Below are 19,513 nucleotides of genomic sequence, written 5' to 3'. Positions count from 1 at the left end.
CCAGTGACCCCACCCATCGAGTTCGTCCACCCGTATCGACCAAGGAGTGCCCCATGAGGAGACCTACGGTTCTTACTGGTACCACGGTGCTCAGCACGCTGATGCTCGCAGCCTGTACCGGCGGTGCGGGCATCACCTCCGACAAGGGCGGAGCCGGATCCTCGCCGACTCCGGCAACCGGCGGCACCGTCCGCATCCTGGCCGATGCGGACTTCTCCCACCTGGACCCAGGGCTCGGCTGGGACGGCGGTGTCAACAACTTCTACCGGCTCATCTACCGCGGCCTGACCACGGTCGGCGCCGGACCCGGCGCCGAGGGCACGAAGATCGTGCCCGATCTGGCCACCGACACCGGCACCCCGTCCGACAACGCGAAGACCTGGACGTACCACCTCAAGGACGGCCTGGCCTTCGAGGACGGGACACCGATCGACAGCGCGGCCGTGAAGTTCGGTATCGAGCGCGCGTGGGACCCCGAGATGGGCGGATCGCCGTACCCGAAGGAACTGATCGAGGCGCCGGCCGACTACAAGGGGCCGTACCAGTCCGGTGGCCTCGACTCGATCGAGACGCCCGATGCCAAGACCGTCGTCTTCCATCTGAAGAAGTCCGTCCCCGACTTCCCCAGCGCCCTGACGATGCCCAACTTCACGCCATTCCCGAAGGGAACCGGCGCGAAGCACGCCTTCGACACCAAGCCCATAGCCTCCGGCCCCTACAAGGTGGCCAGTTACGACCACGGCACCTCGCTCAAGCTGGTCCGCAACCCGAAGTGGAAGGCGTCGACCGACAAGGTCCGGGCGGCCAAGCCGGACGCCTTCGAGTGGACCTTCGGGCTCGACGGCGCCACCATCGACGAGCGTCTGCTGGCCGGTCAGGGCACGGACGTCGACGCCATCGCGGGCAATGCCGGCACCATCCAGCCGGCGACCCTGTCGCGGATCCAGACGCCGCAGTTGAAGGCGCGCACGATGTCCGGGTACGCGGGCTGCACCACGTACATGGGGATGAACACGACCCGCGAGCACCTCTCCGACCCGAGGGTGCGCAAGGCCATCGCGTACGCGATCGACAAGAACACGGTCGTCGCCGCGCTCGGCGGCTCCCGGCTCGCTGCCAAAGCGACCGCGATCCAGCCGCCGACCATCCTCGGCCGTACGGAATACGACCTCTACCCGCACAGCGTGGACAAGGCCAGGAAACTGCTCGCCGAGGCCGGTGTGTCGGGCGGGTTCACCCTCACCCTGGACAACCGTCCGGATCCCAAGAACACGGCGGTTGCGGTGGCGATCCAGGAGGCGCTCAAGCCTCTGAACATCAAGGTGAAGATCAACACCATCGACACCTCGTCGTACTACGAGGTCATCGGCACCACGGCCAAGCAGCACGATCTCGCCGTCACCGGCTGGTGCCCCGACTGGGCGTCCGGTTCGACCTTCCTGCCGCCGCTGTTCGACGGTCGCAGGATCACCCCGACCGCGAACACCAACCTGGCGCAGATCGACAACGAGGCCATCAACAAGCGGATCGACGAGATCGCGGCCATGAAGGACGTGGACGTCGCCAACAAGGCGTACGGCGCGCTGGACAAGCAGATCATGGCCGAGGCCCCGATCATCCCCCTGGCATACGAGAAGGCCCTGCTCATCCCAGGCGCCAACATCGCGGGCGCCTATCTGTCCGCCTCGTTCAGCGGTGGCATCGACCTGGTCTCCGTAGGCCTCAAGGACGCGGGGAAGTAGGCGGCCGATGACGACTGCCTTCACGCACGACGCACAGGCCGGGACGTCGGCGGGCGCACCCGGCGCGTCCATCACCCCCGGCCGCCGGATCCTGGGCGCGCTGCGGCACGACCGTGCCGCGCTGTTGAGCGCCTCCTTCCTCGCCCTGATGGTGCTGATGGCGCTCTGCGCGCCACTCATCAGTGCCCTGACCGGCCAAGGACCGACGCAGTTCGACATGGCGGCCATCGACGTCGACGCGGGCGGCCTTCCGAAGGGTGCGTTCGGCGGTATCAGTGCCGAACACCCCTTCGGTGTCGAGCCGTTGAACGGTCGCGACATACTGGCGCGCATCGCGTACGGCGCACGCGTGTCGTTCCTGATCGCCGCGTCGGCGACGGTGCTGACCACCCTGCTGGGCGTGGTCCTCGGCATGGTCGCCGGCTTCTACGGCGGCTGGGTCGACCAGGTCGTCTCGCGGGTCATGGACTTCCTGATGGCCTTTCCGGCACTGATCTTCATGATCGCCATCCTGTCGTCGCTGCCGACGGGGAACAGGTCGCTGCTGCTGGTCGCCGTGATCAGCCTGTTCGGCTGGCCCTATCTCGCGCGTGTGGTGCGCGGGCAGACGCTGACGCTGCTGAACCGGGACTTCGTCGAGGCGGCCCGCGCCTCGGGGGCTTCCCGGCGCGATCTGGTGTTCAAGGAGATCCTGCCGAACCTGCGGAGTTCGCTCATCGTGATGACGACGCTCGCCGTGCCCGGATACATCGGAACCGAGGCCGGGCTGTCGTTCCTGGGCGTCGGCGTCAGCCCGCCGACGCCGTCCTGGGGCCAGATGATCGCCAGCTCCGTCACCTGGTACGCCGTGGATCCCCTGTACTTCGCGATCCCCGGGCTCTTCCTCTTCCTGACCGTGCTGTCCCTCACCGTGCTCGGGGACCGGGTCCGGGCCGCCACCGACGCGGGGGAGGCCGCCTGATGGCGCGCTACCTCGCCGGCCGGATCACCGGGCTCGTACTGATCCTCTTCCTGGTCTGCCTGTTCACCTACCTCATCTTCTTCAAGCTGTCACCGGACCCCGCGCTGATGATCTGCGGCAAGACCTGCACACCGGAACGGGTCACGCAGATCCGCACCGTCCTCGGCATCGACAAGCCGTTCCTCACCCAGTTCTGGGACTTCCTGAGCGGGCTGTTCGCCGGGCGGGACTACGGCTCCGGCACGAACCTGGTGCACTGCCCGGCCCCCTGCCTCGGCTACTCGTTCCAGACCAACCAATCCGTGTGGCAGATGGTCCTGGACCGGCTCCCCGTCACCGCCACCCTCGCGATCGGCGCGGCCACGCTCTGGCTGCTCGTCGGCATCACCATGGGACTGCTCAGCGCGGTCAAGGAGGGCACCTGGTGGGACCGGTCCGCCATGAATCTGGCCCTGGGCGGTGCCAGCATCCCCAACTACGTGCTCGCGCTCGCCCTGCAGTACGTCCTCGTCGTCAAGCTGCAGATCCTGCCGTTCCCGTCGAGCGTGGCCTTCACTGACGCCCCCTGGCTGTGGTTCCAGTCGTACCTGATGCCGTGGATCGTGCTCGCCACCGGCGCCGCATGCCTGTACGCCAGGCTGACGAGGGCCAACGTCATCGACACACTGGCCGAGAACTTCTTCCGCACCGCCCGTTCCAAGGGCCTGGCACCCGTCCTCACGATGCGGCGGCACGCGCTGCGGCCCGCGCTCACGCCGATCGTCACGATCTTCGGCATGGACTTCGCCGCGCTGCTGGGCGGCGCGCTGATCACCGAGACCGTCTTCGGTCTCAACGGCATCGGGAAAATGGCCGCCGACTCGATCGCCAAGAACGACCAGCCGGTGATCATGGCGGTCACGCTCCTCGCGGCCTTCTTCGTGGTGGTGGGCAACGTCGTGGTCGACCTCGTGTACACCGCCCTCGACCCGAGAGTGAGGATCCGATGAGGGACCGGGGTCCGATGAGCGAGGATCCGATGAGCGCAGCCGCGTCGGGTGAGGACGTGACGAGCGAACTGCTGGTCGTGGAAAACCTCACCGTCACCCTGCCGACCACGCGCGGTCCCGTGGCCGTCGTCAAGGACGTGTCCTTCACGGTCGGCCGGAACGAGACGGTCGGCATCGTCGGCGAATCCGGCTCGGGCAAGTCGATGACCAGCCTGGCCGTCATGGGCCTGCTGCCACGCGGGGCCCTCACGACCGGCAGCGTCCGGCTGGACGGCGTCGAACTGCTCGGCCTGGGCGACGGCGAGATGCGCCGGATACGCGGCGCACAGGCATCCATGATCTTCCAGGATCCGCTGTCCTCGCTGAACCCGTACTACACGGTCGGCGTGCAGATCGAGGAGATGTACCGGGCGCACCTCGATGGTTCGCGTAAGGAGGCCAGGAAGGTCGCCGTCGAGGCGCTGGAGCAGGTCGGCATCCCGGAACCGGAGCGACGGGCCGGACACTACCCCCACCAGTTCTCCGGCGGGCAGCGACAACGCATCATGATCGCGATGGCGCTGGTCTGTTCCCCCGGGCTGCTCATCGCCGACGAGCCGACCACGGCCCTGGACGTGACGGTGCAGGCCCAGATCCTGCGTCTGCTCGCCGACCTGCAGCGGCAGACCCGCACCGGGATGGTCTTCATCACCCATGACCTCGCCGTGATCAGCTCGATCGCGACGCGTGTGCTCGTGATGTGCCGGGGCGAGCAGGTCGAGTACGGCACTGCCGAGCAGGTCTTCTCGGCACCTGAGCACGCCTACACGCGCAGGCTGCTGGAGAGCATCCCGCGCATCACTGATGATCTTTCCGCCGACGAGGTGGTTCTGTGACCGACGTACTGCTCAGCGCCCGCGACCTGACCAAACGGTTCACCACCCGTGGCACGTTCGGCCGCAAGAGCGAGTTCACCGCCGTGGACGGCGTCAGCTTCGCAGTACACCGGGGGGAGACCCTCGCCGTGGTCGGCGAGTCCGGCAGCGGCAAGTCCACCAGCGCGCGGATCGTCGCCAAGTTGATGGAGCCGAGTGCGGGCACCCTGGAGTTCGAGGACGAGGACGTCACCCACGCCACAGGCGCGCAACTCGCCCGCTACCGCGCCGACGTGCAGGTCGTCTTCCAGGATCCGTTCTCCTCGCTCAACCCCCGGCACACCGTCGAGCGCATCCTGATGGCGCCGCTCGACTACCAGGGCATCGCACCCAACGGAGGCCGGCGAGCGTACACCGGGGAGCTGATGGCGCGGGTCGGTCTCAACCCCGACCACTCCCAGCGCTATCCCGCACAGTTCTCCGGCGGCCAGGCCCAGCGGATCGGCATCGCCCGTGCGCTCGCCGTCAATCCGAAACTGGTGATCTGCGACGAGGCGGTCTCCGCGCTGGACGTGTCCGTGCAGGCACAGGTCCTTGAGCTGCTGCTGCGCCTTCAGCGCGAGAGCGGGTTCAGCTACATCTTCATCGCCCACGACTTGGCCGTGGTCCGGCGGATCGCGCACCGAGTGGCGGTCATGAGCAAAGGAAAAATCGTCGAACAAGGGCCGCGCGGCCAGGTCTTCGACGACCCGCGCCACCCGTACACGCGAACGCTGCTGGCTGCCATTCCTCGGATCAACCCGGAGTGGGACCGTCGAAGGAGGGCCGCCACCGCATGACCGGCACCGTCACCTACACGATTCCCGGCATGCACGTGCGGGAGCACCTCGTGGACGTCCCGCTCGACTGGTCCGAACCGGCCCACGGGACGATCCAGCTCTTCGCCCGTGAACTCACCGCTCCCACGCGGAAGGACGAGGACCTGCCCTGCCTGGTCTATCTGCAAGGCGGCCCCGGCGGGAAAGGTCCACGCCCGCTCGACCGGAGCGGATGGATCGGCCAGGCCCTCAGGACGCACCGGGTGGTCATGGTCGACCAGCGCGGCACAGGACGCAGTACCCGGATCGACGCCCGCCGGATGAGCGCGTTCGCGACCGCCCAGGAGGGTGCGGACTTCCTCACGTGTTTCCGGGCCGACTCGATCGTGGCGGACCACGAGTACCTGCGGAGGACCGTCTTCGAGGGCACGCGCTGGTCCACGCTTGGGCAGTCGTACGGCGGCTTCCTCACTCTGACGTACCTGTCCCGGGCCCCCGAGGGGCTGAGTGCCTGCTACGTCACCGGAGGACTGCCCGGTCTCGAACCGTCGGCCGCCGAGGTCTACGGGCGTACGTACCCGCGGGTCGAAGCGAAGAACGAGGCGTTCTACCGGCGATACCCGCATCACGTCGAACACGTCGGCCGGATCGCCGACCGGCTGTCCGAGGGCGATGTGCTGCTCCCCGACGGCGACGTGCTGACCGTCCGGCGGCTGCAGTCGCTCGGCATCGACCTCGGTATGAAGCCGGGCCACGAGCGCCTGCACTGGCTGCTCGACGAGGCGTTCAACGGGAACGAACTGTCGGCCGCGTTCCTGCACCAGGTGCTGACCCGGACCGCGTACAGCGACAACCCGCTGTTCGCGGCGTTGCAGGAGAGTATCTACGGGCACGGCGCCGGCGCGACCGCGTGGGCGGCGCAGACCGAACGGGCCCGGCACCCGCAGTTCGCGGAGGACGCCAGACCGCTGCTCTTCACCGGGGAGATGATCTACCCCTGGATGTTCCGGGAGATCACCGAACTGCGCCCGTTCCAGGGGGCGGTAGAGCTGTTGGCCGCCCGCGAGAAGTGGCCTCCGTTGTACGACCTCGACCGGCTGGCCGCCAACGAGGTTCCGGTCGTCGCCGCCGTCTACCACGACGACATGTACGTGGACGCGGGCCTGCAACTGGACACGGCCTCCCGGGTCGGAAACATCCGGACCTGGGTCACCAACGAGTACGAACACGATGGCATCGGCGACGAGCGGGTCTTCGCCCGGCTGACCGAGCTGATGCAGGACGCAGGAGGAGGAATCACCGGTGCGTGACGGCAAGCCCCCGAAGCTGACCGACATCCCCGCATTCAACACGTACATGGGCACGGGCTGGGACACTCCCGACCGCACGCCACCGGTCGTCCCCGGCGCCGCCGAGGCCGCCGCCGACCACCGGGCGCGGTTGGCTGCCGCGCTTCCCGGCAGGACCGTGGTGCTGAGTGCAGGGGAGGCTCCTGTCCGCAGCAACGACACGGCGTACGACTTCCGCCCGGACAGCGACTTCTACTGGGTGACGGGCTGTGCGATCGAGAACGCCGTAGTGGTGCTGCGGGCCGGCGACGCCACGCTCTACATACCGCCTCCCGCCTACCCCGGCGAGCAGGCTTTCTGGCGGGACGCCAGGTATGGCGAGCTGTGGATCGGGGCCGCACCGGGCCTCGACGACTGGGCACATGCCCTGGGGATCGACGTGCGGACCCTTTCGGAGCTCCGCGAGGACGTGACGGTCGACGAGGAAGTCAGCCGGACCCTGGCCGAGCTGCGCATGTACAAGGACGCGTGGGAGGTCGGACAACTCCGCCGAGCCGTGGACCGCACGATCGAGGGCTTCGCCGCGGTCGTGCGCGAGATCCCGGCCGCCATCGAGGGCCCGGGGGAACGATGGCTGCAGGGCACCTTCGACCGATACGCCCGCGCGTACGGCAACGGCCCGGGCTACGCGTCGATCGTCGGCAGCGGCAAGCACGCGCCGACACTGCACTGGGTCCGCTGCGACGGCCCGGTACTCCCGGACGAACTGCTCCTGCTCGACATGGGCGTGGAGGTGGACAGCCACTACACCGCCGACGTCACCCGTACCTTCCCGGCCTCCGGTCGGTTCTCCCCCACCCAGCGGAGGGTGCACGACCTGGTGGAGATGGCCCATCGGGCCGGGCTCAAGGCAGTGGGCCCGGGCCGCCGGTTCACCGACTTCCACCACGCCGCCATGGAGGTGATCGCGCACGGCCTTGCCGACTGGGGGCTGCTGCCGGTCTCCGTGGACGAGGCGCTGTCCGACACGGGCCAGCACCATCGTCGCTACCTGGTCTGCGGCATCGGCCACCACCTGGGGCTGGACGTGCACGACTGCGCGCGGGCCGACGACGATGCTTACCAAGGTGGCACGATGACCCCCGGCATGGTGCTCACGGTCGAGCCCGGCCTGTACTTCCATGCGCACGACCTGACCGTGCCGCCGGAGCTGCGCGGCATCGGCGTGCGCATCGAGGACGACATCCTGGTCACCTCTGAAGGCGCGGAGGTGCTGTCCGACGCGCTGCCGTTGGACGCGTCAGGGCTGGAGCGATGGATGACGAGCAGGTAGACGGCGAAGCCGAGGAATGCTTCGTGGATGTCGTCGCGTCTTTCCCAGCGGATGCGCGGGCGGCGAAAGCAGTGCAGGCAGGAGGTGGTGCGCTCGACGGCCCAGTGGAAGATGCCCAGGCCGGATCCGTGTGGTTGGCCTCGCTCGGCGATCACGGGGCGGATGCCGCGCTGCCGGAGCCGTCGACCGTACTTGTCGTGGCCGTAGCCGCGGTCTACCAGCAGTGCGTCCGGCCTGCGCCCGGGTCGGCCGACGAGCCCGACGATGGCCGGGAACTTGTCGAGCAGGAGCAGAAGTTGGGTGACGTCATTGTGGTTGCCGCCGGTCAGGGACACCGCGAGCGAGATGCCCTGGTCGTCAGTGAGGACGAGGTGTTCGCTGCCCGGCCGTGCGCGGTCGACCGGGCTGGGACCGCTTCTGGGACCGCCGTGTGGCCCTCACTCACCTGGTCCAGGCGACCAGGCGCCGCGCAGGTCATGCCTTCCTCGGCCGTGGCTGGAATGGACAGAGGGGCCGCAAAAACGGAGCAGTCCTCGTGTGGGCCAGTCCTGCGAACGGCTCAGGAGTGAGTGGCAACGACCATGTCGATGGCGGCGGTCGGCACGCCTCGGCCGTCGGGGCGTGGCCAGTGCACGGTGAGTTCGTCGAACCCCGCTGCCGCCACGTCCTCGGCAAACTGCCGGTAGGTGTCCGCGTCCCCGAAGGGGCGCGCTTCGTCGAGCGCCACCTGCGCGATGCGGCGGATCTGTTTGCCTGGCGCCACCTCGGCGATCGCCTTGCCCAGACTTTTGTTCTGTTCCGCGATTGCCGCCAGCCACTCCTGCGGCGCCGGTGACTGGCGGTACGGCCCATACGTCACCCAGGCCGAGCCCAGGAGTGCCGCCAGTCGCATACTCCGTGGGCCCGTCGCGGCGACGGTCAGCGGCACCCGGGGCTGCTGCACACAGCCCGGGATCATTCGCGCGTCTTCGGCACTGTAGAAGGACCCACGGAACGTCGTACGGTCCTGCTCCAGCAGAGTGGCGAGCAGCGTCGCCCACTCTTCGAAACGGTTGCTGCGCTCCCTGCGAGTCAGCGGCGCCTGGCCGAGCACGCGTGCGTCCGCGTCTTCCGCGCCCGCTCCCACACCGAGCTCCAGCCGCCCCGCGGCCATGTGGTCGAGGGTCATGACCTCTTTCGCGAACGGCACGGGATGCCGGAAGTTGGGCGTCGCCACCTGCGCACCGAGGCGCACGGTGGATGTTGCCCCGGCCGCTGCCGCGAGCAGCGGCACCGTACTGAACCAGGGGCCGTCGGCCAGGTCACGCCAGGACAAGTGATCGTACATCCAGACCGTACGCGCACCCGCCTGCTCCGCGTCACGGACTCGGGCCAGGAACTCCGCCGGGGCCTGGTCGGGCAGGACCAGGCAGGACAAGTCAGGAACTGTCACTTCGGCACTCCGCCCTGCATCACGGTGCGGCTCCGCTTCTCGTCCCAGAGCAGCGTCTCGTCATCGGTGAGTCGGCCGTCCAGCAGAAGCAGGTCGGCGGTCGCGCCCACCTCGACGCGGCCCAGGTCAGGCCGGTTGATGAGCTCTGCGTTCACTCTGGTTGCCGAGCGCAGGGCCGCCTGCCAGCCGATTGCTTCGGCTTGCAGTTTCAGTCCGCGCAGTTGATCGTCTTCCAGGTCGGCCATCAAGTCGGTCCCGAAACCGACGCGCACCCCGGCCTCTTGGGCGCGTTGTACCGCTCTGACGCCTGAGTCCAGCACCTCGGCGTTCTTGGCGCGTTGCACGGGGCTCAGGGCTACCTCCTGCCAGCGCCGGGCCATCGCGTCGTAGGCCGCCAGCGTCGGTACCAGGAACGCCCCGGCGGCGGCCATCGCTTCGGCCGTGTCCGTGTCCAACAGGTTGCCGTGCTCGATGGAGCGCACCCCGCACGCGATCGAGTGCCGGATCGCCTCGGGTGAGTAGGCGTGGGCGGCGACGTAGCTGCCGCGTCGTCGGGCTTCCTCGGTGACCGCCCGGATCTCCTCGGCCGAGTACTGCGGCACCCGGATCGGGTCGGTGGGCGACACCACGCCGCCGGAGGTCATGATCTTGAGGGCATGTGCGCCGCGACGGAACCGGTCGCGCGCCGCGACCCTCAGGTTGTCCACCCCGTCGACCACCTGGTTCATGGGCCCGGAGTGAAAGCAGATGTCGGTGTCGGCGGCGCGCGGGTCGCCGTGACCGCCTGTCTGGCTCATGGCCGGGCCGGTCCACAGGTAGCGGGGGGACTCGATCAGTCCTGTTGCGATCGCCTGGTCCAGGCCGGCGTCACCACCCGCGACGTCACGGACCGTGGTGAACCCGCGGCGCAGCGCCCGGCTCAGCCTCCGGGCGCCTGCCAGTGCCACGAAGCTGAGCGGTGTGTTCTCCAACTGCCACGCGTCGAGGCTTGTCGCGTAGGCGTGGAAATGCGCGTCGATGAGGCCTGGCAGGAGCGACGCTCCAGCGGCGGCGAGTGTCCGCGACGCCGGGTGGCTTTTGCCCTCACCGGGTCCGACGGCCACGATCCGCCCGTCGTGTACGACCACGTCGGCTTCGACGGGCTCGCCTTCGTGCAGCAGCGCATCGGTGATGACGAGGTCGGCCGTGGTCACAGGGCCGCCCGCAACTGTGCCGTGGCCGACTCGTCGACTGCCCACGGTTGCTCGGTGATCACGACCCCGTAGGCGGACCGGGCCGCCTCGACCGACACGAAGCCGTCGATCACGTCCTCCAGCACCTTCGCCGGCTCGCGTTCGAACGCGGGCCCGTAGCCGCCCCCGCCGCCGGTGACGTTGGCGAGGACGTCTCCCGCCGCAAGCGAGTTGTAGCTGCCACGGGTGACGACCTCGCGCTCGGTGTCCGGGTTGAGCACGATCCGGGCGGGAGTCGCAGGCCGGCCGCCACCGATCGGCCACGGTGCCGACTTGGTGCGGTAGACCAGCGCGATGCCGGTGGACGGTGCGGTGAACCGGTAGACACGCTGGACGCCGACGCCGCCGCGATGCCTGCCCGGACCTGCCGTGTCCGGCACATAGCCATAGTGTTCGATGAACATGGGCGACTTCTGTTCCAGTACCTCGACCGGATTGTTGCGACAGCCCGGCTCGGACATGTGCATGATGCCGTCTTCTCCGTCGCCGTCGGCGTGCCCGCCGAACCCGACGGCCTCGTTGGTCGCTTCCAGCCACGGCTGGCCTGTTCGCGGGTTCGTTCCGAGTCCCATCATCGACGAGACGTCGCCGCCGGAGCAGGCCGGAATACGCTCCGGCATGCCGTGGGCGAGCGCCTTCAGGATCACCTCGCCTGCGAGCAGACCGGTCCACAGAGTGAATGTGGGCATCGGTGGCACGGCGTGCATGACGCTGCCGGGATCGGTGATCACCTTCAGCGGAGCGAAGTTGCCGGCCACCACTGGGGTGTCCGGCGTGGTCAGTGCCTTGAACACGAGACTGGAGAGCGCGATCGTCTGGCCCACCGGCAGGTTGATGGGGCCGCGTACGTCTCGTTCGCTGCCGGTCCAGTCGACGACGAACTCGTCCTCGGTGATCGTGACCGTGGCCTTGAGCAGGATCTCGCGGTCGGTGTCGACGCCGTCGGAGTCAACGATGTCGGTGGCGCTCCAGGTGCCGCGCGGCAGGTCGGCCAGGGCCAGCCGGGCCAGCCGTTCGCCGTGGTCGTTGATCGACCGCATCGTGGCGGCCAGCACGTCGGCGCCGTGTTTGGCAGCCAGTTCCTGGACGCGCCGTACTCCCGTCACGCAGGCCGAGACCTGGGCCTGCAGGTCACCGACGGTGCGCTCGGGCATCCGGGAGTTGAAGCGGATGATGTCGAAGATCTCCTGGTTGGGCTCGCCCGCGCGGTAGAGGCGCGAGCCGGGGAAGAACATGCCTTCCTGATACATGTCGGTCGAGTCGAGCACGTACCCGGGGTTCTTCTGCTTCAGGTCGAGCACGTGGATGCGGCACGAGGCGAAGCCGATCAGTTGCTCGTCGACGTGGATCGGTGCGAAGACGAGGGTGTCCAGTGTGTGCGCCGACGACCAGTACGGGTAGTTCAGCAGGAACACATCGCCGGGCGCCAGGTTGTCGGCGCCGAGGTGCTCGATCGCCCGGTGGATGCCGTGGTCGTTGCCGCGTGTGAAGATCGCGATGCCGGGCGCGTCGGCTACCACGTCGCCGTTCGCGTCGTGCAGGCCGATGCCGTAGTCGTGGATCTCGTAGACCACGGTGTTGTACGCCGTCCGGCACAGGTTGCGGGCCATCTCTTCGGCGGCAGCCAGCAGGGCGTGCCGGATGACCTCAAGGGTGATCGCGTCGGTCACTGGTTCTCCTCCTCCGCGTGGACGCTGATGACGAGTTCACCGTGTTCGGCCACGCGCAGCCGGTCGCCGGTGTGCAATACGGTCGTGGCCGTGTGCTCGGCGACCACCGCGGGGCCGTCGATCATGTCGCCGACCATCAGTGACTCCCGGCTGACCAGGCGGTAGGGAACGCCTGTGTCGGACTGCGTGAAGACCTGGCGCTCACCCAGCACCGGCGGCTCGCCGATGGTCCGCTCGGTGTGCCGGGGCCATGCGGGCTTGTCGACCAGGCCGACCGCGCGCAGTCGCAGCGTCACGATCTCGACCGCGTCGTCCATGACGTGGCCGTACAGCCGTTCATGGAGCGCTCGGAAGCTTTCCGCGAGGTTGTCGGTGACGTTCTCGGCCGGGTAGGGGACGGTCGCCGCGTGCTCCTGGCCGGCGTAGCGGAGGTCGACCGAACGGTGCAGGCTGCGGTGCTCAGGGCCGAAGCCCTCGTCGCCCAGGGCCGTGTTCGCCTCGGCCTCCATCGTGGCGAACGCCTCTTCGAAGTACGCCTGTGGGGTCGAGGCCAGGGGGAGCACGTCGGTGCGTGAATAGTCGTGCTGCACGTCGGCCATGAGCATGCCCAGTGCCGAGAACGCGCCTTGTCCCGGCGGCACGATGACCGTCGGGATACCGAGTTCGCGGGCCACGTCCACGGCGACCAGGCCGCCGCCTCCGCCGAACGAGAGCAGCGCGAAGTCCTTTGGGTCGCGGCCGAGTTCGACGGTGATCGCCCGGACCGCGCCGACGATTTTGATGGTCGAGATGCGGACGATGCCGCGGGCCAGCGTCCGCAGGCTCATCCCGAGTCGGTCGGCGATCGGCTGCAGCGCCTTGGCGGCGAGATCGTCGTCGAGTCGCAGCGAGCCGCCGAGCGGCGAGTCGCTGCCCATGTAGCCGAGGATCAGGGCTGCGTCGGTGAAGGTGGGCTGGGTGCCGCCTCGCCCGTACGCCGCCGGGCCCGGAGAGGCTCCGGCGCTCTGCGGGCCGACCTGCAGGGCGCCGGCCGCGTCCAGCCAGGCGATCGAGCCGCCGCCCGCGCCGATGGTGTGGATGTTGAGCGAGGTGGTGTTGATGGGCAGGCCCTCGAACTCGGCGCCCTGGTGCAGCACTGGCTCACCGTCGAGCACCAGTGAGGCGTCCAGGCTGGTGCCGCCCATGTCGATGGTGATCATGTTGGGGGTGCCGATCACCTTGGCGAGTGAAGCGGCGCCCACGACACCGCCGGCCGGACCGGACAGGATCAGGTTGACCGGCTGCCGGGTTGCCGCGGCGGCGGTCATCGCGCCGCCGCCGGAGCGTGACATCAGGAACCGGCCGGCGAAGCCGCCCTCGTCCAGCCGCTTCGCCAGGGCTTCGAGATACGTCCGCATGATCGGTTTGATGTACGCGTCCAGTACGGCCGTCGAGGTGCGCTCGTACTCGCGGTACTCGCCGGACAGCTCGTGCGACAGGGTCACTTCGACGCCGGGCGCGATCTCGTGGAGTACGTCCCGCATGGCGAGTTCGTGCGCCGGGTTCGCGTACGCGTGGAGGAAGGAGACAGCGACCGCCTGATAGCCGCCGGCTGCGATCTCGGCGGCGACCGAGCGCGCACTGGACTCGTCGAACGGTGTCGCAACGCTGCCGTCGAACAGCGAACGCTCCACCACCTCGAAGGTGTCCCGCCGCTTCAGCAGGGCTTCCGGCTTGCGGTAGGTGAGCGCGTACATCGGTCGCCGGTCGGTTCGCCCGAGCAGGTAGACGTCGCGGAAGCCGGCAGTGGCGACCACGGCCACCTTGGCTCCGGTGCGGGTCAGCAGTGAGTTGAGGCCGAGTGTGGAGCCATGGTTGAAGGTGGTCACCTCGTTCAGCGCGGCCTCGGCGGCGGCGAAGGCCGCGAGCACCCCCTTGGTGGGCTCGGCCGGGGTGGTGGCCACCTTCTCGAACCGCAGCTCCCCGGTCTGCGGGACGAGTTTCACCACATCGGTGAAGGTGCCACCGACGTCGATGGCGACGCGTACTTCAGCCATGTCGAAACCTTTCTGCGCTGGGGGGACGGGTCAGCGCCGACGCCGGTCGGCGGCCGCGAGCGCCACCGCGGCCAGGATGATGACACCCGTGACCAGGTCTTTCATCTGCGGATTGACGTTGAGAATGTCGAAGCCGTTGCCGATCAAGGCGATCAGGTAGACGCCGACCAGCGAGCGCCAGACCGCGCCGATGCCTCCGTAGATGCTGGTGCCGCCGAGGATGATCGCTGCGATGGCCTGCAGTTCGAGGCCGCTGCCGGCCTGCGGCTGGCCTGATGCGAGGCGGGAGACTCCGATCGCGCCGGCGATGCCGACGGCCAGGCCGCTGAGCGCGAACACGGTGACCTTGACCCGGTCCACGCGCACGCCGGAGAGATGAGCCGCGTCGGAGTTGCCTCCGACGGCAAACACGTGCCGGCCGAAGACCGTGCCGTTGAGCAGGAGTGATGCGAGGGCGAAGACGACCAGCAGGATGAGGACCGAGTAGAAGATCCCGGCGACCTGACCGCGCCCGAGATCGGAGAAGCCGCTCGTGGTCACCGTGATCAGCGAGCCCCCGGTGACCAGCACGGCTACCGCCTTGTAGACCAGGCTGGAGGCGAGTGTGGCGAGGAACGAGTGCACGTTCAGGCGGGTCACGGCGAGTCCGTTGAGCGCCCCCATGACGAGGCCCAGCACCGGCGCGGCGAGCAAGGCCGTCCATGTGCTGCCGGTGGACGTGGCGATCGATGCGGCGACCACGCTGACCACCGCGTACATCGCCGCCGTGGAGAGGTCGAACGCTCCTGAGACGATGACGAACGTGCCCGCCACGGCGATGATCGCGAGCGGTGTGCTCTGGTTGAGGATGTTCATGACGTTGGTGAACGACAGGAACGACGACGAGATGATCGACAGCGTCACGAAGATCGCGACCAGCAGGATCAGTGCGGCGTAGTCCCGGGCGAAGGCGATGACGCGGGGGCCGATCGGGGTGCCGCCGTGGAGGGCAACGCCTGCGCCGGCCTCGGGCGCGGTTTCGGTGGCGGTCATGGCATGGACTCCTTTGCCTTTCCTGCTTCGCCTGTTCCGGCCGTGTCCGCGACATCGAACAGCCGCCGGAGGACGTCTTCGACAGCCAGCCCGCGCGGGTCCACCTCGTCGAGCACCTCGCCACGGCTGACCAGGTGGGCGCGGTGGGCGAGGCCGAGCACTTCCTCGTGTTCCGAGGAGATCAGCAGCACTCCGATGCCGCGGGCCGCCAGGTCGGCGATGAGTTCGTAGATGGCGAGTTTGGCGCCGACGTCGACACCGCGGGTCGGCTCGTCGAGAATCACCAGCTTCGGATCGCCGACCAGCCACTTGGCGATCAGCGCCTTCTGCTGGTTGCCACCGGAGAAGCTCTGTACCGGGAGTTCGGGCTTGGCCGGGCGCAGCTCCAGGCGGCGGACCAGCTCGTCCACCTGCCTGCTGACTGCCTGTCGGTCGATGACGCCGAACCGGGAGAAGCGGGCCAGAGAGGCAAGTGTCATGTTCTCGGTGACGCTGCGCTGCAGTACCAGGCCCTGCCCGTGCCGGTCCTCGGGGACCAACACCAGGCCCAGATCGCGACTTTGCCGCGGTGTCATCCGGCCGAGCGTGCGGCCGTCCAGCGTGACGCTTCCGGCGGTGACCCGGTCCGCGCCTATCAGGGCTCGGGCGATTTCCGTGCGTCCGGAGCCGACCAGCCCCAGCAGCCCGACGATCTCGCCCGGCCGTACTTCGAACGAGGCCCGTTCCACTCCCCCGTCGCTGGCCAGCGCCTCCACCTTGAGCAGCGGTTCGACGTCCGGGTGGGGCGCGGGCGGCAGAGACGGGAACGAGACAGCGAGCTCCCGGCCAAGCATCGCCTCCACCAGGGACGACTTGGTCTGGTCCGCCGCGGGCGCGGTGCGGATCTTGCGGCCGTCGCGCATCACCGTGACGGTGTCGCCGACCTCGAGCACGGAGTCGAGGAAGTGCGACACGTAGACGATCGCCCGTCCCTGCGCGGTAAGGAGGCGGATCACATCGTGCAGCCGCTGGGTCTCGTGCGCGGTGAGCGACGAGGTCGGCTCGTCCATCACGATCACCTTGGCCTCCCGGGCCAGGGCGCGCAGGATCTCGACCTTCTGCTGGTCGGCGATGCGCAGATCGCCCACCCGCGCATCCGGGTCGAGGCCGAAGCCTGCGATCTCGTCGAGCTCGGCGAACCGTCGGCCGTGGTTACGGCGCAGGATGCCGAAGCTGCTCTGCTCGATGCCGAGGAACACGTTCTGTGCCACCGTCAGGTCAGGCACGAGCGACAGCTCCTGCGCGATCATCACGATCCCGCGGCGCTGTGCCCGTACGGTGTCCCAGCGCCCGACCGGCTGTCCCTCGACGGCGATGCGCCCCGAATCGGGTGTGTAGACTCCGGCTGCGATCTTGCCGAGGGTTGACTTTCCGGCCCCGTTCTCCCCGACCAGGGCGTGCACGCTGCCCGCGTGCACGACCAGGTCGACGCCCTCCAGGGCCACTGTTCCGCCGAACCGCTTGGTGATGCCGGCTAGCTCGATGACTGGCTGGGCGGTGGCCATCGGTGTCAGCCGTTCCATTCGCCGGTGAAGTCCGGGGTCCTGGCCAGGGTTTCCTTGGTCGCGTACGGCTCGACTCCGCCGATCCCGTCCGAGTCCACCACGGCCTTGGGCGTGCCCCCGTCCATCGCCTTGATCAGCTGCTCCATCGCGGCCTTGCCCATGCTCAGCGGGAAGTTGATGTACGCGGCCTTCCATGCTCCGGAGCGGACGGCCGCCACGGCGTCCTTGGTGCCGCCGGCACCCGTCAGGTAGACGCTGCTCGGCTTGATGCCCGCGTTCTGCAGGGCGATCTGCGCGCCGGCGGCCTCCTGGTCGGCGTTCGACAGGATGACGTTGATGTCCTTGTGGGCCTGGAGCACGTTGCTGATCGCCTTGAGCGAGGTGTCCCGGTCGTACTGGCCCTCGACCGTGCTGACCACCTTGATGTTGGAGTGGGCGCCGAGCACCTTCTTGTAGGCGTTGCGGCGGGCCACGTCGAGCGGCGTCGACAGGTTGCCGACCAGCAGCACGACCTTGCAGGGGTTGATGCGGGCGCAGTAGGTGACCACGCCCTCGGCCTGCTTCTGCGCAGCCGCGGCGGGCGGCACTCCTACGGTGGTGACCACGCCGTCGACCTGCGGCTCCATCTTGTTGATGTCCGGCCCTATGGGGTTGAGCACCGTCGCGACCGGGATCTTCTTGGACAACGGGAATGCCGCGGCCAGGCCGACGCCGTCGTTGGGCACTACGACGACACCGTCGTAGTTGCCGGTGCTGGTGACGTTCTGCAGCTGCGACAACTGCGTGTTCGAGTCGAACTGGCCGTCAAGGAGCTTCAGGGTGATCTTCTTGCCGGATGCGGCCGCGGCCTGCTGGACGCCCTTGTAGACGGCCTGGTTGTAGCCGTTCTGGCTGGAGGCCGCGAGTACGGCGACCTTGCGTGTGCCGCCGCTTGAGCTGACCGAGTCGGCCGCTCCGCAGGCGGTGAGCAGGAGGGCGGTGGTGGTGGTCAGAGCCAGAGTGGCGGTGACCCGGGTGCGGAATCTGTTCATCGGAGTACCTCCGCTTTTGTTCGCTATGGCGCAGTAATATGTCACACCGCACTACGGGGGGAAGAGTGTCACCGGTAAAAAATCTGTTTCGTCCCTGCGTCAGGAGACGGGGTTTCCCCAGTTCACCGACGCTCCGGCAGCCGCACGACGCTGCGGCACCCGCCACGGGTTGTCGTCACGCAGCACAGGGGGGAGCAGCTCCGGTGGGCAGTTCTGGAAGGTTACCGGGCGCAGGAAACGCTGGATCGCGGCCGTACCCACGGACGTCGTCGCCGGGGCGGTGGTGGCCGGGTAGGGGCCACCGTGCTGCATCGCGGGAGTCACCGCGACACCGGTCGGCCAGCCGTTGAAGAGCAAGCGGCCCACGCGTTCACGCAGCAACGCGACGAGCCTTCGCAGCCACTCGTGGTTCTCCCCAGCGGCACTGTGCACCGTGGCCGTCAGCGCACCCGGGAACAGCCTGCCGATCGCATCCATCAGTAGGTCCGGGCGGTCCGGGTCGTAGCGCACGACGATCGACAGCGGACCGAACGCTTCGTCCAGCAGTGCGCTCCGCTGCTTCAGCAGATCGTCCAGTCCCGCCTCGACCAGGGTCGGAGTGGCCCGGCTCCAGCCGTCCGGGGCCGCCTCGACGGATCCCTCGGCCAGCACGGCCACTCCCGGTGCCGCGAGCACGGCGCCGCGGCGCTCGGTGTAGGCGGCGGCTATGCCCTCGTGCAGCAGCGGATGGCCGGGCACCGCGTCCGCTGCTGAGCCGAGCGTCCGGGCCAGGCCGTGGCCGTCCGGCAGAAACAGGAAGCCGGGTTTGGTGCAGAGCTGGCCGGCCGATCCGGAGACGCTGGCGACGAAGCCGGACGCGACCGCGTCGGCCCGTTCGGCCAACGCAGCCGGCGTCACCACGACCGGGTTCACGCTGCCCAGCTCACCGTAGAACGGGATCGGGCGCTCGCGCCCGGCGGCGATCCCGGCGAGCAGCCGGCCGACCTCGAAAGAACCGGTGAACGCGGCCGCGGCGATCCGGTCGTCGCGCAGCAGCCGTACGCCGTCCTCCTGGTCGAAGACCACCTCGAAGGTCTCTGCAGGCAGGCCGACCCTGAGCAGCGCACCCCGTACCTTCTCGGCGGTCAGTGCCGACAGCCGGGGATGTCCGGGGTGCGCCTTGAGAATCACGGGACATCCGGCGGCCAGCGCGGAGGCCGTGTCACCGCCGGCGACCGAGAACGCGAACGGGAAGTTGCTCGCCGCGAACACCAGCACCGGGCCCACCGGCAGGTTGAACCGGCGCAGGTCGGGACGCGGGCCCAGCACGAACCCCGGGTCGGCCTCGTCGATGCGCACGTCGAGGAACTCCCCCTCGGCGCAGACGTCGGCGAACAACCGCAGCTGCACGACCGTGCGCTTCAACTCGCCGCGCAACCGCGCCTCGGCCAGCCCGGTCTCGGCCATCGCCTGCGGTACCAACTCGTCGGCCGCGGCCGTCAGCTCGTCCGCGATCGCATTGAGCAGACCTGCCCGCTGGGTCGGCGAGGTCTCGGTGAGGTCCATGACTC

At 68.8% G+C, this 19,513-nt stretch carries 15 protein-coding genes and 1 pseudogene; 7 read left to right on the top strand and 9 right to left on the bottom strand.

Going from position 1 to position 19,513, the window contains the following annotated elements; genetic code table 11:
* Positions 1 to 53 precede the first annotated feature (53 nt).
* The 7 genes from E0500_RS29665 to E0500_RS29635 are packed head-to-tail and all read left to right on the top strand — an operon-like array spanning position 54 to position 7,986.
* Positions 54 to 1,742, top strand: coding sequence for an ABC transporter substrate-binding protein (locus E0500_RS29665; RefSeq protein WP_131559591.1), 1,689 nt, complete (start codon positions 54 to 56; stop codon positions 1,740 to 1,742).
* A gap of 7 nt (positions 1,743 to 1,749) precedes the next feature.
* Positions 1,750 to 2,703, top strand: coding sequence for an ABC transporter permease (locus tag E0500_RS29660; RefSeq protein WP_131559589.1), 954 nt, complete (start codon positions 1,750 to 1,752; stop codon positions 2,701 to 2,703).
* Positions 2,703 to 3,692 (top strand): ABC transporter permease, encoded by a 990-nt coding sequence (locus E0500_RS29655; RefSeq protein ID WP_131559587.1) that lies wholly within the window; start codon positions 2,703 to 2,705, stop codon positions 3,690 to 3,692. Before E0500_RS29660 ends, E0500_RS29655 begins: the two co-directional genes overlap by 1 nt.
* A gap of 14 nt (positions 3,693 to 3,706) precedes the next feature.
* Positions 3,707 to 4,567 carry an ABC transporter ATP-binding protein gene (locus E0500_RS29650; RefSeq protein WP_131559585.1) on the top strand — a complete coding sequence of 287 codons (861 nt, stop codon included), beginning with the start codon at positions 3,707 to 3,709 and terminating at the stop codon, positions 4,565 to 4,567.
* Positions 4,564 to 5,385, top strand: coding sequence for an ATP-binding cassette domain-containing protein (locus E0500_RS29645; protein ID WP_131559583.1), 822 nt, complete (start codon positions 4,564 to 4,566; stop codon positions 5,383 to 5,385). The genes E0500_RS29650 and E0500_RS29645 overlap by 4 nt, the downstream gene beginning before the upstream one ends.
* Positions 5,382 to 6,674, top strand: a complete 1,293-nt coding sequence (locus E0500_RS29640) for an alpha/beta fold hydrolase (RefSeq protein ID WP_131559581.1) — start codon at positions 5,382 to 5,384, stop codon at positions 6,672 to 6,674. The genes E0500_RS29645 and E0500_RS29640 overlap by 4 nt, the downstream gene beginning before the upstream one ends.
* Positions 6,675 to 6,720: 46 nt before the next feature.
* Positions 6,721 to 7,986, top strand: coding sequence for an aminopeptidase P family protein (locus E0500_RS29635; protein WP_165934866.1), 1,266 nt, complete (start codon positions 6,721 to 6,723; stop codon positions 7,984 to 7,986).
* A 200-nt stretch (positions 7,987 to 8,186) separates the two neighbouring features.
* On the opposite strand, the pseudogene E0500_RS45570 reads toward E0500_RS29635, so the two are convergent.
* From E0500_RS45570 to E0500_RS29590, 9 genes and pseudogenes are all read right to left on the bottom strand, one after another.
* Positions 8,187 to 8,333, bottom strand: a pseudogene (locus E0500_RS45570) (IS5/IS1182 family transposase); the annotation flags it as partial.
* Positions 8,334 to 8,545: 212 nt separating this feature from the next.
* The gene (locus E0500_RS29625) at positions 8,546 to 9,418 is read right to left on the bottom strand and encodes an LLM class flavin-dependent oxidoreductase (RefSeq protein ID WP_131559577.1); all 873 of its coding nucleotides are present in this window, start codon (positions 9,416 to 9,418) and stop codon (positions 8,546 to 8,548) included.
* Complete coding sequence (locus E0500_RS29620) at positions 9,415 to 10,611, bottom strand: amidohydrolase family protein (RefSeq protein WP_131559575.1); 1,197 nt, start codon at positions 10,609 to 10,611, stop codon at positions 9,415 to 9,417. Before E0500_RS29620 ends, E0500_RS29625 begins: the two co-directional genes overlap by 4 nt.
* Entirely contained in the window at positions 10,608 to 12,320 is a 1,713-nt protein-coding gene (locus tag E0500_RS29615; protein ID WP_131559573.1) for a hydantoinase B/oxoprolinase family protein, read from the bottom strand. The genes E0500_RS29620 and E0500_RS29615 overlap by 4 nt, the downstream gene beginning before the upstream one ends.
* Positions 12,317 to 14,356 carry a hydantoinase/oxoprolinase family protein gene (locus E0500_RS29610; protein WP_131559571.1) on the bottom strand — a complete coding sequence of 680 codons (2,040 nt, stop codon included), beginning with the start codon at positions 14,354 to 14,356 and terminating at the stop codon, positions 12,317 to 12,319. The genes E0500_RS29615 and E0500_RS29610 overlap by 4 nt, the downstream gene beginning before the upstream one ends.
* A 30-nt stretch (positions 14,357 to 14,386) precedes the next feature.
* On the bottom strand, positions 14,387 to 15,388 hold the full coding sequence (locus E0500_RS29605) for an ABC transporter permease (RefSeq protein ID WP_131559569.1): 1,002 nt from the start codon (positions 15,386 to 15,388) through the stop codon (positions 14,387 to 14,389).
* Positions 15,385 to 16,932 carry a sugar ABC transporter ATP-binding protein gene (locus E0500_RS29600; RefSeq protein ID WP_131559567.1) on the bottom strand — a complete coding sequence of 516 codons (1,548 nt, stop codon included), beginning with the start codon at positions 16,930 to 16,932 and terminating at the stop codon, positions 15,385 to 15,387. Before E0500_RS29600 ends, E0500_RS29605 begins: the two co-directional genes overlap by 4 nt.
* A gap of 5 nt (positions 16,933 to 16,937) precedes the next feature.
* A complete protein-coding gene (locus E0500_RS29595) occupies positions 16,938 to 17,963 on the bottom strand; it encodes a sugar ABC transporter substrate-binding protein (protein WP_131559566.1) in 1,026 nt (341 codons plus the stop codon).
* Between the two features lie 99 nt (positions 17,964 to 18,062).
* A complete protein-coding gene (locus E0500_RS29590) occupies positions 18,063 to 19,508 on the bottom strand; it encodes an aldehyde dehydrogenase (NADP(+)) (protein WP_131559564.1) in 1,446 nt (481 codons plus the stop codon).
* Positions 19,509 to 19,513: the final 5 nt, after the last annotated feature.

This window comes from Streptomyces sp. KM273126 (assembly GCF_004337435.2).
GTDB classification, from domain to species: domain Bacteria; phylum Actinomycetota; class Actinomycetes; order Streptomycetales; family Streptomycetaceae; genus Streptomyces; species Streptomyces acidicola.
Note: the sequence above shows the minus strand (reverse complement) of the source record. Positions and strands in the feature narration are given on the sequence as shown.

Coding starts and splice junctions, on each gene's coding strand:
- E0500_RS29590 (WP_131559564.1), bottom strand. CDS start 19,508: ATGGACCTCACCGAGACCTCGCCGACCCAGCGGGCAGGTCTGCTCAAT.
- E0500_RS29610 (WP_131559571.1), bottom strand. CDS start 14,356: ATGGCTGAAGTACGCGTCGCCATCGACGTCGGTGGCACCTTCACCGAT.
- E0500_RS29665 (WP_131559591.1), top strand. CDS start 54: ATGAGGAGACCTACGGTTCTTACTGGTACCACGGTGCTCAGCACGCTG.
- E0500_RS29650 (WP_131559585.1), top strand. CDS start 3,707: ATGAGCGAGGATCCGATGAGCGCAGCCGCGTCGGGTGAGGACGTGACG.
- E0500_RS29600 (WP_131559567.1), bottom strand. CDS start 16,932: ATGGCCACCGCCCAGCCAGTCATCGAGCTAGCCGGCATCACCAAGCGG.
- E0500_RS29655 (WP_131559587.1), top strand. CDS start 2,703: ATGGCGCGCTACCTCGCCGGCCGGATCACCGGGCTCGTACTGATCCTC.
- E0500_RS29595 (WP_131559566.1), bottom strand. CDS start 17,963: ATGAACAGATTCCGCACCCGGGTCACCGCCACTCTGGCTCTGACCACC.
- E0500_RS29640 (WP_131559581.1), top strand. CDS start 5,382: ATGACCGGCACCGTCACCTACACGATTCCCGGCATGCACGTGCGGGAG.
- E0500_RS29605 (WP_131559569.1), bottom strand. CDS start 15,388: ATGACCGCCACCGAAACCGCGCCCGAGGCCGGCGCAGGCGTTGCCCTC.
- E0500_RS29660 (WP_131559589.1), top strand. CDS start 1,750: ATGACGACTGCCTTCACGCACGACGCACAGGCCGGGACGTCGGCGGGC.
- E0500_RS29635 (WP_165934866.1), top strand. CDS start 6,721: ATGGGCACGGGCTGGGACACTCCCGACCGCACGCCACCGGTCGTCCCC.